This is a genomic window from Micromonospora sp. NPDC050200 (assembly GCF_040656135.1).
Classification (GTDB): domain Bacteria; phylum Actinomycetota; class Actinomycetes; order Mycobacteriales; family Micromonosporaceae; genus Micromonospora.
In genome coordinates this window covers 12,010-25,911 of record NZ_JBFALG010000003.1, presented here as the reverse complement: position 1 = coordinate 25,911, position 13,902 = coordinate 12,010, and the positions used below count along the sequence as shown (strand labels likewise).

10 protein-coding genes are annotated in these 13,902 nt (G+C 74.9%); 5 read left to right on the top strand and 5 right to left on the bottom strand.

Translation table 11 applies throughout. The features are described from left to right. Window positions 1–33 precede the first annotated feature (33 nt). Window positions 34–1,671 carry a hypothetical protein gene (locus tag AB0I41_RS03155; RefSeq protein ID WP_357101262.1) on the top strand — a complete coding sequence of 546 codons (1,638 nt, stop codon included), beginning with the start codon at window positions 34–36 and terminating at the stop codon, window positions 1,669–1,671. A gap of 52 nt (window positions 1,672–1,723) precedes the next feature. Here AB0I41_RS03155 and AB0I41_RS03150 read toward each other — a convergent pair whose 3' ends face one another. Continuing rightward, entirely contained in the window at window positions 1,724–3,019 is a 1,296-nt protein-coding gene (locus AB0I41_RS03150; RefSeq protein ID WP_357101260.1) for an MFS transporter, read from the bottom strand. Window positions 3,020–3,134: 115 nt separating this feature from the next. Here AB0I41_RS03150 and AB0I41_RS03145 point away from each other — a divergent pair, with 115 nt between their 5' ends. The 4 genes from AB0I41_RS03145 (at window position 3,135) to AB0I41_RS03130 (ending at window position 10,060) form a co-directional block, all read left to right on the top strand. Next, complete coding sequence (locus AB0I41_RS03145) at window positions 3,135–4,922, top strand: HSP90 family protein (RefSeq protein ID WP_357101258.1); 1,788 nt, start codon at window positions 3,135–3,137, stop codon at window positions 4,920–4,922. A gap of 7 nt (window positions 4,923–4,929) precedes the next feature. Beyond that, window positions 4,930–7,767, top strand: coding sequence for a hypothetical protein (locus AB0I41_RS03140; RefSeq protein ID WP_357101256.1), 2,838 nt, complete (start codon window positions 4,930–4,932; stop codon window positions 7,765–7,767). Window positions 7,768–7,880: 113 nt separating this feature from the next. Next, on the top strand, window positions 7,881–8,507 hold the full coding sequence (locus AB0I41_RS03135; RefSeq protein WP_357101254.1) for a TetR/AcrR family transcriptional regulator: 627 nt from the start codon (window positions 7,881–7,883) through the stop codon (window positions 8,505–8,507). A 185-nt stretch (window positions 8,508–8,692) separates the two neighbouring features. Beyond that, complete coding sequence (locus tag AB0I41_RS03130) at window positions 8,693–10,060, top strand: biotin carboxylase N-terminal domain-containing protein (RefSeq protein WP_357101252.1); 1,368 nt, start codon at window positions 8,693–8,695, stop codon at window positions 10,058–10,060. Between the two features lie 96 nt (window positions 10,061–10,156). Here the strand turns inward: AB0I41_RS03130 and AB0I41_RS03125 are convergent, their stop codons facing one another. The 4 genes from AB0I41_RS03125 to AB0I41_RS03110 all read right to left on the bottom strand — a co-directional run bounded on the left by AB0I41_RS03125 (window position 10,157) and on the right by AB0I41_RS03110 (window position 13,837). Beyond that, window positions 10,157–11,338 (bottom strand): ABC transporter permease, encoded by a 1,182-nt coding sequence (locus tag AB0I41_RS03125; protein ID WP_357101618.1) that lies wholly within the window; start codon window positions 11,336–11,338, stop codon window positions 10,157–10,159. A gap of 68 nt (window positions 11,339–11,406) precedes the next feature. Then, on the bottom strand, window positions 11,407–12,102 hold the full coding sequence (locus tag AB0I41_RS03120; RefSeq protein ID WP_357101250.1) for an ABC transporter ATP-binding protein: 696 nt from the start codon (window positions 12,100–12,102) through the stop codon (window positions 11,407–11,409). Continuing rightward, on the bottom strand, window positions 12,099–13,217 hold the full coding sequence (locus AB0I41_RS03115) for a peptidoglycan-binding domain-containing protein (RefSeq protein WP_357101248.1): 1,119 nt from the start codon (window positions 13,215–13,217) through the stop codon (window positions 12,099–12,101). The genes AB0I41_RS03120 and AB0I41_RS03115 overlap by 4 nt, the downstream gene beginning before the upstream one ends. Next, entirely contained in the window at window positions 13,214–13,837 is a 624-nt protein-coding gene (locus tag AB0I41_RS03110) for a hypothetical protein (RefSeq protein WP_357101246.1), read from the bottom strand. Before AB0I41_RS03110 ends, AB0I41_RS03115 begins: the two co-directional genes overlap by 4 nt. Window positions 13,838–13,902: the final 65 nt, after the last annotated feature.

Sequence of the window (13,902 nt, the reverse complement as noted above, 5' to 3'; positions counted from 1 at the left end):
GTAGAGCTGTCGCCGGACCGGCAAGGAGGGACCGTGGGTCGCCTGGACACCCGGTTCGTCGCTCTGCTCGTGCTGGCCGCCCTGCCGCCGGCCGTCGAGGGCGCCATCCTGGCCGGGCTGGGCTTCCGCGCCGCCGAGGGGCTGGCCCCGCAGGTCTCCGCGGTCTGGCCCTACGACACGTACCATGACCTGCGGTGGCTGCTGGTCTACCACGACTCCTGGCTGGCCTTCGGCGTCGGTCTGGTGGTGGTGGTCGTGTTCCGGGCGCTGTTCACCACCGGGCTGGTCGCGCTGGCCTGGCCCCGGCACGTGCCCCGGCCGAGCGTGCGCTGGCTGGCCAGGCGGAACCTCGTACTGACCGCGGTGCTCAGCGTGGTGATCTCACCCTGGGCCGCCCTCTCGATGGCCGCGTCGGTGGTCGCCCTCTCCTGGCTGCTGTTCGCCTCGCTGCTGCCGATGTTCCTGCTCGCGCCGTTCCTGCAACGCGCCGCCGTGCTGGGGGACTGGTGGCGGGGGCTGCCCTCGATCGAGCTGGTCGGCTGGTCCCTGCTCAACTTCGTGGTGCTCACCATCGGCGGCGCGCTGGTCTGGACCGTGTCCGTCTGGTGGACCGCGCCGGTGGCCGCGCTCGCCGGGCTGGTCAACGGCCTGCTCTGGCAACGGACGGTGGCGGCCGCCCTGCTGCCCCGCCGGCCGGTGCGGTGGGCGCGGGTGCCGGTCGCGCCGCTGGCCGTCCTGCTCGCCTTCGCCGTGCCGCTGCTGGTTCAGCCGCTGCTCGATCTCCTGCCCGGGACGTCGCCGAGGGGTCGGACCCTGGTGCTCGAGCGGCCCCTGCCGGCCGAGGTCAGGCACTCGGTGATCTACCTCGACGGGCACGGGAGCGCGTACGGCGGGGAACCCACCGCCGACCCGAACGTGCAGCAGTTCTCCTACCGCGGGCTCGCCCCGGACGGCCGACCGCTGCCGTACTCGGCCCGGGACACCTACCGGTCGATCGGGTCCAGCGTCTCCCTGCTCGAGACCCAGGTGGACGCGGTGCATCGGCGTACCGGCCGGCCGGTGGCGCTGATCGGGCAGAGCGAGGGTGCCATGGTGGCCCGGACCTATCTGGCGGTCCGGCCGCACCCGTCGGTGGACACGCTGGCCATGTTCAGCCCGCTGATCAACGCGGGCCGGTCCTACTACCCGCCGCCCGGCGCGTCCAGCGGGTGGGGCGTGGCCGCGGGCTGGGAGCTGCGCGTGCTCTTCGGCCTCGTCGACGTCTTCGCCGGCAGCGGCAGCGGCCCCGACGAGCCGTTCATCCGGTCACTGATGGACAATTCGCCGTTCTACCGGAACGACCTGATGTGCCCGGTGCCCGGCGTACGGATCGTGGCGTTCATGCCGACCACCACGGCGACCGAGGCCCCGCCCGGCGAGTACAGCGGCATCCCGGTATTCCAGATGCCGGCCGTGCACGGCGGCCTGCTCACCGAGCCACTGGTCCAGGCCCGCCTGGTCAACTTCCTCGCCGGCGAGCCGGTCAGCCGCCCGCTGCGCGGCTACGCCCTGCTCCAGGAGACGGCCGCCGCCTGGCAGGCCCCGCCACTGCCGCTGTCCGTCAACCCGGCCTGGCGGGGCGACGGGTTGCCGGACCCGGCCTTCACCGCACGGGTGTGCCAGCCTCGATGACCTCGCCGTTCCCTCCGTCCGTCGCCGTCCGCCGTCCACCGTCCGCTCCGGCCTAGGGACGTGACACCAGGTCCGTCCGGCGCTCGGCGACGGAACCCGCGCCGCGTAGCGTGCGCCATGCCCCGGCCGTGACCAGGGCGAAGATCCCGGCCGCCGCCCAGCCGATCGGGCCCATCCCGTACGCCTGACCGGCGAACCCGGCGACCGCCGCCCCGACCGGGGCGCTGACCAGGCCGACCACCCGCTGCGCCGCACCGACCCGGCCGAGCAGGTGGGCGGGCACGTGCCGCTGCCCGTAGGAGGACCAGAGGCTGTTCCAGATCGTGGTGCCGGCGGCGAAGCAGGCCAGCGCGACCCCACCGGGCACCGGGTGCCGGGCCAGCGCGAGCCCGGTCAACGCCACGGTCTGCGCCAGCAGCACCCCGCGCAGCGCGGGCAGCGTGCCGAGCCGGACCGCCAGCCGCCCGGCGGCGAGCGCGCCGACCAGCCCGCCGACCACCACCCCGGCGGCGAACAACCCGTACGCCGCGGCCGGCACCCGCAGCACCTCCAGTGCGTAGAGCACCAGCACCGCGAGCACCCCGCCGATCGCGAGGTTCGAGCCGGCCGTCGCCAGGGTCACGCCCCACAACACCCGGTCCCCCCGAACCCACCGCACTCCCGCCCACGCCTCCCGCCACACCCCTGCCCGCCTCCCGCTCGCGGTGACCCCGCACCGGTGCCCCTCGCCTCGCTTCGCCTCGTGCGCGTCGTCCCGGCCGCAGGCGCAAGATCGCCGGGTGGGGCGGAGGGCGAGGACGAGGAGGGCGGCCACGGCGAAGGTGAGCGCGTCGACGGTGAGGGGAAGGGCCGCCGAGACCGCGAAGAGGACGCCGGCCAGCGGGGCGCCGAGGAAGCCGCCGGCCACCGCCGTACCGGCCTGGAGGCGGCCGTTGGCGGTGGGCAGGGCGGCCGGGGCCACCAGCGTGGGGAGCACGGCGAAGGAGGCCGCGTCGAAGAGGGCGCCGAGCGCGGCGAGCAGGAACGCCGTCACCACCAGCGCCGGGACACCGGCCCGGTCGGTGGCGACGAGCACCGCGAGGGCGGCCACCACGACGGCCCGCAGGGCGTCCACCAGCGCCATCGTCCGGCGGCGGTCCCAGCGGTCCGCGTACACCCCGCCGAGCAGGCCGAACAGCAGCGGCGGGAGCTGCGCCGCGACGGTCACCAGGGCCACCGCCCGGGGGTCGCGGGTGAGCGTCGCGGCCAGCAGGGCCAACGCCGGCGTACGCAGGGCGTCGCCGAAGCGGGAGGAGACGGCGGCGGACCAGAGCAGCCGGTAGTCGCGGCCGAGACGGGTGGCGGTCATGCCGACGGACCCTGCCGCCTCGACCGGGTCGAGGGTCAAGCCGGCCGGAAAGGGGGTCGGACAGCGTCGGTGATCACCGGTACGGTGAGCGCCGAAATCCGACCGGGGAGAGCGTGTGGACCGCACCTTCCAGGTCGACCTCCGTGGCGTGGTCGACCTGCTCAGTCATCACCTCTACGGCAGCCCACGGGTGTACGTCCGGGAACTGCTCCAGAACGCCGTGGACGCGATCACCGCCCGGCGCGCGACCGAACCGGACGCCCCCGCGCGGGTACGGATCGAGCCGCCGGAGCTGACCGGCGACGGCACCCTGCGGGTGCACGACACCGGCGTCGGCCTCACCGAGGCGCAGGTGCACGAGCTGCTGGCCACCATCGGACGCAGCTCCAAGCGCGACGAGCTGGGCTTCTCCCGGCACGAGTTCCTCGGCCAGTTCGGCATCGGCCTGCTCTCCTGCTTTCTGGTCGCCGACGAGATCCGGGTGGTCACCCGGCACGCCGACCAGCCGACCGTGCTCTGGACGGGCTGGTCCGACGGCCGGTACGCCGTCCGGCTCGCCCCGGCCGAGCAGGCCCGGCCGGAGCCCGGCACCACCGTGACGCTGGTGCCCCGCCGCGACGCCGACCAGTGGTTCGGCGTACCGACGGTGACCGAGCTGGCCCGCCTCTACGGCAGCCTGCTGCCGGTCGACGTCCGGGTCGGCGACACCCCGACCACCGCCGGGCCGCCGCCCTGGCCGACCGGCCCCGGCGTGCCGCTGGACCGGGCGGCCCTGGTCCGCTACGCCCAGGAGACCCTCGGCTTCGTCCCGTTCGACGTGGTGCCGCTGGCGGTGCCGGAGGCCGGGCTGACCGGGGTCGCCTTCATCCTGCCCACCCCGGTGAACCCGGCGGCGCGGGTCGGGCACCGGGTCCACCTCAAGCGGATGCTGCTCACCGAGCACGCCGACGGGCTGCTGCCGGACTGGGCCTTCTTCGCGCACTGCGTGGTGGACGCCAGCGAGCTGCGCCCCACCGCCAGCCGCGAGGCGCTCTACGAGGACACCCTGCTCACCAACACCCGGGACGCCCTCGGCGACCAGGTGCGCAGCTGGCTGGTCCGGCTGGCCAGGCACGACCCGCGCCGGCTCGCCGAGTTCCTCCAGGTGCACCACCTGGGGGTCAAGGCGCTCGCCCTGCACGACGACGAGATGCTCCGCCTGGTCGACCAGTGGTGGCCGATGGACACCAACGTCGGCACGCTCACCCTCGCCGAGTTCCGGCAGCGCCACGGCCTGATCCGGTACGCCGCCGGCCTCGACGAGTTCCGCCAGCTCGCGGCGGTCGCGGCGGCGCAGGACCTGGCCGTGGTCAACGGCGGCTACACGTACGACACCGAGCTGATCGAGCGGCTGCCCGCGGTGGACCGGTCGGTGCTCATCGAACGGCTGGAGCCGAGCGACCTGACCACCCGCTTCGACGCCCTCGAACCGCACGTCGAGCTGGCCCTGCGGCCGTTCCTGACCGGCGCGCAGCGGGCCCTGGAACGGCTCGGCTGCGAGGTGGTGGTCCGGGCGTACGACCCGGTCTCGCTGCCGGCGCTCTACCTGGTCAGCCGCTCGGCGGCGTTCAACGACCAGCTCGCCGCCAGCCGGGAGAAGGCCGACGAGCTGTGGGGCGGCGTGCTGGACGCGCTGGCCGCCTCCGCCCCGCCGGACCGCCCGCAACTCGTGCTCAACCACCGCAACCCGCTGGTCCGCCGGGTCACCACGTTGACCGACCCGGAACTGGTCGGGCTCGCCGTCGAGGCGCTCTACGGGCAGGCACTGCTGCTCGGGCACCACCCCATCCGCGCGGCCGACGCCGCGCTGCTGAACAGTTCCTTCCTCGGCCTGCTCGGCCGGGCCGTACCAGGACGGGAGTGAACCGGCCGTGAGCGACGACGACCTGTGGCGGGTGCTGCACGAGGCCCACAACATGCCGTACGGGGCGGGGCAGACCGCCGCGCTGGAGCAGCTGATCCGGCGGGCCGACGCCGGCGACGACCGCCACCTCGCCTTCGCCGCCCGGATGCAGGCCACCACCTCGTACGTCTACGGCGGCGAGCCGGCGAAGTCCTTCGTGACCTTCTCCTGGTGCCTCGCCGAGTTCGACCGCGACCCGCAGCCCTACCACCAGCGCTTCGCCCACCAGCTGCTCTGGCACTTCAAGTACATGGTCAGCGCGATGCTGAAGTTCCCCGAGCTGCCGCTGGACCGCACGTACGCCGTGCTGGACGACATGGAGCGGCGCTACCGGGACGGCGGGCACTCGCTCCAGGCCGTGCACAAGCACCGCTACCTGGTGGCGTCGCACCTCGGGGCGCACGACGAGGCGGCCGAGTGGTACCGCCAGTGGATGACCACCCCCCGGGACGCCCTCTCCGACTGCGCCGGCTGCGACCCGACCACACAGGTGCACCACCTGTGCGAGGTGGGCCGGCACGACGAGGCGGTGGCCCTGGCCGAGCCGGTGCTCGCCGGCCGGCTCAGCTGCACCGAGCAGCCGCAGGCGATCCTCACCGCGCTGCTGCCCGCGTACCTGGGCAGCGGTCGGGGGGAGGCCGCGCGGGACGCGCACCGGGAGGCGTACCGGCGGCTGCGGTCGAACCTCTCCGACCTGTGGGAGATCGCCGACCACGTCGAATTCTGCACGGTGACCGGGAACGACGCCCGCGCCCTGGAACTGGTCGAGCGACACCTGGACTGGCTGGACCGGGCGCCCACCCCGGCCGCCGCCATGCACTTCGCAGCCGCCGCCGCGGCAGCGCTCGGAAAGGTGCCGGGCGAGCTGACCGTGCACCGCCGGACGTTCGGCGACCGGCCGGCCGGGGAGGTGCCGGTGGGCGCGCTCGCCGCCGAGCTGACCGACACGGCGACCGCGCTGGCCGCCCGGTTCGACGCGCGCAACGGAACGGCGTACCAGTCGGAGGTGGTCGCGCGGCGGCTCGCCGCGCAGCCCGTCGGGGAGCACCTGCCGCTCTCGGCCAGCCTGCGCCGCCGTCCGGCCCGCACCCGGGAGCCCGCCCCGGCCGGCGGGGTCGCGGCGGAGCCGGTGCAGGTGCCGGCCGGGGCGAGCGCCGACGAGCTGCTCGCCGTCGCCGAGGAGTGCTGGCGCACCCACCGCACCGACGACTGCGCCACCGTCCTGAAGGCGTACGACGAGCGCTTCGGTGCCGGGGAGCTGCCGGCGGCCACCGTGGCGCACCGGCTGGAGCTGCGCGCGGGCGAACTGAACGACAACGGCGACCCGGCGGCCTCCATCGAGGCCAACCGGGTCGCGCTGGCCGCCTGGCGGGAGGTGCCCGACCCGCTGCGCGCCCAGGTGGTGGCGGGGCGGCTCGGCGCGCTGCTCTGCATGACCGACGAGGGCGCCGAGGAGGGACTGGCCCTGGCCCGCGAGTCGGCGGAACATCTCGACCGGCACGGCGACCAGCGGGAGCGGGCCGGCGCCCACGACCGGTTGGCCCTGGCGTACGTGCACCGGCAGCGCTGGGCCGACGCGCTCGAGGAGGTCGAGCGGGCCGCCGCCGAGGCGGACGTCGACCCGTGGCTGGCGGCCCGGGTGGCGCTGCACCGCGCCCACATCCTGGAGGAGCTGGAACGCGGCGCGGCGGTGGGCGAGGCGGCCGACCGGGCCCGCCGGCTCAGCCGCGAGGTGGGCGCGGCCGGCATGCTGGTCGCCGCCTCCCTGGCGTACGCCCGCTGGGCGGACGACCCGGCCGAGGCCGTCGCCGCCTGCGACGAGGCGCTGCGGGTGGCCCCGGCGGACGCCCGGCTGGCGGTCCGGGTGGCCCGCGGTCGGGCCCTGCTCGTCGCCGACCGGCTGGGGGAGGCGGTGGACGACCTGGCCGAGGCGGTGACCCTCTGCGTGGAGCGGGGCGCCCAGGGTGACGCCCTCCTGCGGTGGGAGCTGGCCAACGCCTACCGGGTGGCCGGACGGTTGAGCGAGGCGGCCGAGGTGGCGGAGGAGGCGGTGCTCGGGCTGGACCGGCTCGGCGCCCAGGCCGAGGCGGACCGGTGCCGGCACCTGCTGGCCGGCATCTACGAGGGCCTCGGCGAGATCGACCCCGCGCTCGCGCTGCTGGAACAGCTCGCGGAGAACCTGGACAGCCCGGACAACCTCCCGCACCGGGCGCAGGTGCTGGAGGAGGCCGGCGGGATCCTCTACGACGCCGACCGGGACGCGATCGCCGCGCAGCGGTTCGCCGCGGCGGCCTCGGCGTACCGGCTGGCCGAGCTTCCGGTGGACGAGCTGCGCGCCCGGCGACGGCAGTTGCTGGCGCTCTTCTGGGCCGGTGACCTGCTGGCCGCCTCCGCGCTGGTCGACGTGGTTGACGAGGCCGCAGCGGTGCTCACCGGGCTGCCGGAGGAGCCGCCGGTGGTGACGTACGAGCGGGCCCTGGCCGCCGAGGCGGTGGCCCGGGTGCTGACCGGCGAGGGCCGTGAGGTCGCGGCGCTGGACCGGCTGGACGGGGTGGCCGGCCGGCTGCGGTCGATCGAGGCGTTCGGCGAGGCGGCACAGGTCGAACTCCTCACCGGTGACGTGCTGCTGCGCGGTGACCGGCCGGCCGAGGCGGAGCGCCTGCTCCGCGAGGTGCTGGGCGGGCTGCCGCCCGGCTCGCGGCCGGCGAGCCAGGCGGCCTGGCTGCTGGCCCGGGCCCTGGACGAACTGGGCCGGTCGGCGGAGGCGGCCAAGCTGCGCGCCGACCACGGGATCGAGGAGGGCTGACGGCCCGTGGCGGGCCGGGCGGGGAGCGTGCTGTGGGCCGGCGGCGGGGCGGCGAAGCGACCGACGGGTAACCGAGCCTCCACCACGGCCGGCGGGCGGTCTAGGCTTGCCCGGTGGCGGTGGAACAGCAGGCGCGGGGCGGGGCGAACGGCGCGACGGGCGCGGGCCGACGCCGGTCCCGTCGGGACGAGATCCTGGAGATCGCGGTCGGCCTCTTCGCCGCCCGCGGCTACCACGGCGTGTCGATGGACGACATCGGCGCCGCCGCGGGCGTGACCGGGCCGGCGCTCTACCACCACTTCGCCGGCAAGGAGGCGATGCTGGTCGCCGCGCTGATCCCGGTCAGCGAGGGGCTGCTCGCCGGCGGCCGGGACCGGGCCGCCGGCGACCCGGACGACCCGCGCGGCGCGCTGGAGTCGCTGATCGACTTCCACGTCGACTTCGCCCTGGCCAACCCGGCGGTGATCGCGCTGCACCTGCACGAGCTGGACCGGCTCCCCGACGAGCCGCGCCGCAAGATCCGCCGGCTCCAGCGGCTCTACGTCGAGGAGTGGGTGACCGTGCTGACCGCGCTGCACCCGGGGCTGCCCGACGGCGAGGCGCGGGTGCTGGCCCACGCCGCCTTCGGCCTGATGAACTCCACGCCGTTCCTCGGCGGGGAGGTGGACCGCCGCCGCCGCGCCGAACTGCTCCGCGGCGCAACCCTCGCCGCCCTCCTGGCCCCCACCGACCCGGCCTGACCCCGGGCCGGCCTCCCGGCCGGCCCGCCCCCTTCCGGTGATCAAGAAGTTCGCGTCAGGAATCGGGGTCAGGCAGAAGCAGACCTCTTGGTCACCGCGTCGGCGGGTGCCGGGGCGACTCGTGAGTAACCGGCCACTCGTGGTTACCTGGCACCCGTCCCCACCCCTGGACGTCGGGAGGAAACATGATCGAGTCGCTGCTGGTCGCCAACCGGGGCGAGATCGCCCGCCGGATCATCCGTACCGCCAAGCGGCTCGGCATCCGTGCGATCGCGGTGCACTCGGAGGTCGACGCCGGCCTGCCGTTCGTCACCGAGGCCGACGAGGCGGTCTGCGTCGGCCCGGCCAACCCGGCGCAGAGCTACCGGAACGTCGAGGCGATCCTCGCCGCCGCCAAGTCGACCGGCGCGCAGGCGATCCACCCCGGCTACGGCTTCCTCTCGGAGAACGCCGACTTCGCCCGTACCGTCGAGGCCAGCGGCCTGATCTGGGTCGGGCCCGGCGCGGACGCGATCACCGCGATGGGCGACAAGATCAACGCCCGGAACCTGATGGCGGCGGCCGGTGTCCCGGTCGCGCCCGGCACCACCGACCCGGCGGCCGACCTGGACGCGGCGGTCGCCGCCGCCGGGGAGATCGGCTACCCGGTGATGGTCAAGGCCGCGGCCGGTGGCGGCGGCATGGGCATGGGCGTGGCCACCGACGAGGCCGCGCTGCGCACCGAGTACGACAAGGTGCGCGCCTTCGCCGAGCGGATGTTCGGCGACGGCTCGGTGCTGATCGAGCGGTACTTCCCCCGGGTGCGCCACGTCGAGGTGCAGATCCTCGGCCTGGCCGACGGCCGGGTGGTGGCGCTGGGCGAGCGGGAGTGCTCGGTGCAGCGGCGCAACCAGAAGCTGGTCGAGGAGTCGCCCTCCCCGGCGGTGTCGCCGGAGCTGCGCGAGCGCTTCCTGGCGGCGGCGGTGCGGGCCGGCGAGGCGGTCGGCTACCGCAATGCCGGCACGGTGGAGTGCCTGTTGGTCCCGCGCCAGCGGGACCTCGCAGGTGACGGGGCCGGCTCCGAGGAATTTTTCTTCCTGGAGATGAACACCCGCCTCCAGGTCGAGCACCCGGTGACCGAGCTGGTCTACGGCGTGGACCTGGTCGAGGAGCAGCTGCGGGTGGCGGCCGGCCTGGCGCCGACCTTCGACCCGGACGTGCTCGCCCCGCGTGGGCACGCCATCGAGCTGCGGATCAACGCGGAGGACCCGAAGCGCTTCCTGCCCGGTCCGGGCGCGATCACCGCCTGGGTCGAGCCCACCGGTGAGGGCGTCCGGGTCGACTCCGGCTACGCCGCCGGCAACACCGTCACCCCGTTCTACGACAGCCTGATGGCCAAGCTCATCGTCAGCGGCGCCACCCGCGCCGAGGCCATCGAGCGCGCGAAGGCGGCTGTCGCCGGCTTCGACCTGACCGGCCCCAAGTGCAACCTCCCCTTCTTCGCCGAACTCCTGGAGAACGAGGAGTTCCTCTCCGGCGACTACGACACCGGCATCGTCTCCCGCATGCGCTGACCCCCCTTCCCCGTTACGCCTTGATCATGAGGTCGGCGGAGCGCCTCGCGTGATTCGCCACCGCCAACTTCATGATCAACACGGGTGGACGCTCGATCAGGGACCGGCCAGGGCCGTGGTGGGTGGGAGCCGACTGGCGCGGATCGCCGGGTAGAGTCCGGCGGCCGTGCCGACCAACACCGTCGCGCCCATGCCGCCGGCCATCGCCCAGGCCGGCACCACCGTGGGCCACTGCTGGCTGTACGCGTACAGCCCGGTGATCGCCACCCCCAGCAGGGTGCCACCGGTCCCGCCGAGGGCGGAGAGCAGCAGTGCCTCGGCGAGGAACTGCATTCGGATCTGTCCCCGGGTCGCCCCCAGCGCCCGCCGTAGGCCCACCTCCGCCCGGCGTTGCAGGACGGAGATCACCATTGTGTTGGCGATGCCGACGCCGCCGACCAGGAGCGCGACGGCGCCGAGACCGAGCAGCAGGCCGTTGAGCGCGGTGTCGGTGGCCTGCCGGGCGGCCAGCGCGTCCGAGGGACGGGACACGACCACCTCCTCCGGTGCCGGTGGGTTGGCGGTTCGCCCCAGCACCGCCCGCACCGCCGCGACCTGACTCTCCGTGGTGCGCACGTAGACCCGGGTCGGACGGCCGTCGAACTCGAGGTAGGACCTGGCCGCCGGCCAGCCCACCAACGCGGCCGAGTCCAGTTCCTCAGCCAGCGGCACGGGCGCGAGGACGCCGACCACGGTGAACCACTCGCCGCCCAGCCACACCCGGAACCCGACCCCCGGTACGTCGAGCCGCCGCGCCGCGGTGGCACCGAGGACGACCGCCGGGTAGTCCGCGGTCGCGGCGGTGAACCAGGAACCGGAGCTGACGGTCGCACCGACCGTGCCGAGCAGCTCCGGTTGCGCGGCGAGCACCGCGATGCTGCCCGTCTGGCCAGCCAGCACCAGGTCGGTGCGGTAGACGGCCCGGTCGACGGCGCCGGTCGCGCTGACCGACTCGACCGGCCCGATCCGAGCGATCATGCGCACGGACTGCTCGAGCAGGACGGCCTTCTCCCCGGACCGGGTCTTCCCGGGCGCCACGGTGAGCAGATTGGTGCCGAGCTGGTCCAGGGTCCGGTCCAGCTCCGCCCGGCTGGAGGTGGAGATGCCCACCACGGCCAGCATCGCCGCGATGCCGATGGCGATGCCCAGGGCGGTGAGCACGACCCGCAGCGGGTGGGTCCGTAGCCCGGCCGACCCCACCCGCGCGACGTCGGCCGGGGTGAGGCGACCCGGTCTCAGCTTTCCGGCCCCGCCCGCACCGGCCGTCGGCTGGCTGGTTCCGCGCGCCTCGGCGCCGGGGCGGCCGGTCACGCCCGCACCGCCGGTGATCGGCCCGAGTCGTGTACGACGCGACCGTCCCGCAGCACGATCCGGCGCGGCAGGCCGGCCGCGACCTGCTGGTCATGGGTGATGACCACGACGGTGGTGCCCTGCTCGTGCAGGCCGCGCAGCAGCGCCAGCACGGACGCGCCGGAGGCGGAGTCGAGGTTGCCGGTGGGCTCGTCGGCGAGCAGCACCGCCGGTTCGCCGACCACCGCCCGGGCGATGGCCACCCGCTGCCGCTCACCCCCGGACAGCTCGTGCGGCCGGTGGTCGAGCCGGTGGCCGAGACCGACCCGGCGCAGCGCGGCCTCGGCGCGCCGCCGTCGCTGTCTCAGCGGTACGCCCGCGTAGAGCAACCCGTCGGCCACGTTGTCCAGCACCGGCGTACCGGCGGCCAGGTGGAACTGCTGGAACACGAAACCGATCCGGCGACCGCGCAGGGCGGACAGCTCCCGATCGGTGAGGGTCGAGACGTCGTGCCGGTCGATCCGTACCGACCCGGACGACGGCCGGTCGAGCGTGCCGATCAGGTGCAGCATGGTCGACTTGCCGGAGCCGGACGGACCGAGGACGGCGACCAGTTCGCCGTACCCGATGCGCAGGTCGACCTCGCGCAGCGCGGTCACCCCGCCCGGATAGGTCCGGGACACGCCCACCAGCTCGATGACGTGTCCGCTCATCCCGGCACCCCCACCAGGAGTCCTTCAGCCAGGCCCTCGCCCTGCACCTCGACCCGTCCGTCGGCGAAGAGTCCCGCCCGCACCGGCAGGATCCGGGTGTCACCGGGCCCGGTGACCTCCACGCCGTAGCCACCTTCCGCCAGGGCGAGCAGCGCGTCGACCGGCACGGTGAGCACCTTCTCGCGCTGCTGCGCGACGTACCGTACGTCGACCGGCGTGTCGGTCAGCCCGCCCAGCGCCCGCTGATCGGCGACGGCGATGGTGACCTGGACGCTGGCCGCGCCGGTGCCGGGCCGCTCCGGATCGGCCGGCCCCGGACCGCCGGCCGGCGCTGTCGGTGGGCCCACCGTCGTGACCTTCCCGGTGACCGAGACGCCGGTCGGCAGGGTCACGGTGACCCTGGTGTCCTTCTTCGCCCAGGCCGCCTCACCGGTGCCCGCCGACACCGTCACGACCCGGGTGCTGCCGGTGTACGCCAGCACGGTGGCGGTCGCGCTCGCGCCGACGGGCACCAGTCGCTGCGAGACGCGGACCGGGCCGGCGGCGTAGATCACCCGCTCCCGGTCGACCGTGCCCGTCTCCGGTATCCCCAGGTCCTCCTGCCAGCGCTTCACCGCGGCGGTGGTGCTCGCGGAGAAGGTGTCGTCGACGTTGAACCCGCGGTAGCCGAGGGCCGCGAGGTTGCGTTCGAACTGCCGTACGTCCGAGCCCCGCACGTCGGCGGTCAACGGCCGGTACATCGGCAGGATGCCGTACATCAGCACCACCGGTTGCTCGTCGGCGCGCAGCAGGGCCTCGCCACGCCGGACGGTGGCCCCCACTTCGGGCAGCCAGGTCACCGTGCCGGTGGCGAGCGAGGCGAGCGGCGTGGACGTGCCGTACCCGAGTTCGCCGGCCAGCGCCACGGCCCGGACGAGGGTCTGCCGGGTGACCGGGGCGGTCGCGGCGGGTGTGGTGCGGGCCGGCGGCTGCGTACCGTCGCGGCCACCCAGGCCGAGGGTCGCCCCGCCGGCCAGCGTGAGGGTCACCAGCGCCAGGCCGGCACCGGCGGCGGCCCGGAGCTGCCGCCGTGGTCGGCGACGGGCCGCCTTTGTCGGGTCCATCGGGTCGCTCATCCGCGGCCGGTGGCGTTGGGGTCGGGGGTGGTCGATGGTTCGCCACGATTCACCGGCTCGCAGATCTGGCCGGCGCGGTACTGGGCAGTCGCCTGCTGCTCGCTGACCGGGGGGCCGCCGTCGTTGTCGTTGTCCTGTGGCCAGTGGCCGTCGGGGCCCGGATCGGGGAAGTCCGCGACGCCGTTCTCGCGCATGCACCTGGCGTACGCCCGCCGATACCCGACCTCCTCCGCGGTCAGCGCCGGCGGCTTCTCCTCCAGCTCGTCCGGCACCGGCACGTTGTACTTCGCGCAGGCCTTCTGGGCCTCCATCCACTTCGGGTCACCCTTCTTCGGGACACCGGGGGCCCGCAGGTCGACCCCGCCCCGGGGGTCCGGGTCCGGCACCTGGAAGCCCCGCTCGCGCAGGCAGGCGACCCACTGGCGCTGCGCCTCCACGTACTCGGCGACGACTCCGGTGACGGCCGCCGACGTCGACGGCTGGGCACCCGGGCCGCCCGCGGTGGCGATCGCCGGTGGTTGGTCCTCCGCGCCGCAGGCGGCGAGCGCGACGACCAACGCGGTGGCCCCGAGGCCGACGAACCACGACCGTCGGCGGTGAGGCGTCCCGGAACGAATCATTGTTTTTCCTATCTTTTCGGAGATGGAGAGGGCGCACGGATCGGCGGTCGCCCCGGGGGTGTGAG

Bases quoted from the DNA above. Each gene is read 5' to 3' on its own strand.
- AB0I41_RS03150 (WP_357101260.1), bottom strand. From the start codon at position 3,019: ATGACCGCCACCCGTCTCGGCCGCGACTACCGGCTGCTCTGGTCCGCC.
- AB0I41_RS03130 (WP_357101252.1), top strand. From the start codon at position 8,693: ATGATCGAGTCGCTGCTGGTCGCCAACCGGGGCGAGATCGCCCGCCGG.
- AB0I41_RS03120 (WP_357101250.1), bottom strand. From the start codon at position 12,102: ATGAGCGGACACGTCATCGAGCTGGTGGGCGTGTCCCGGACCTATCCG.
- AB0I41_RS03115 (WP_357101248.1), bottom strand. From the start codon at position 13,217: ATGAGCGACCCGATGGACCCGACAAAGGCGGCCCGTCGCCGACCACGG.
- AB0I41_RS03110 (WP_357101246.1), bottom strand. From the start codon at position 13,837: ATGATTCGTTCCGGGACGCCTCACCGCCGACGGTCGTGGTTCGTCGGC.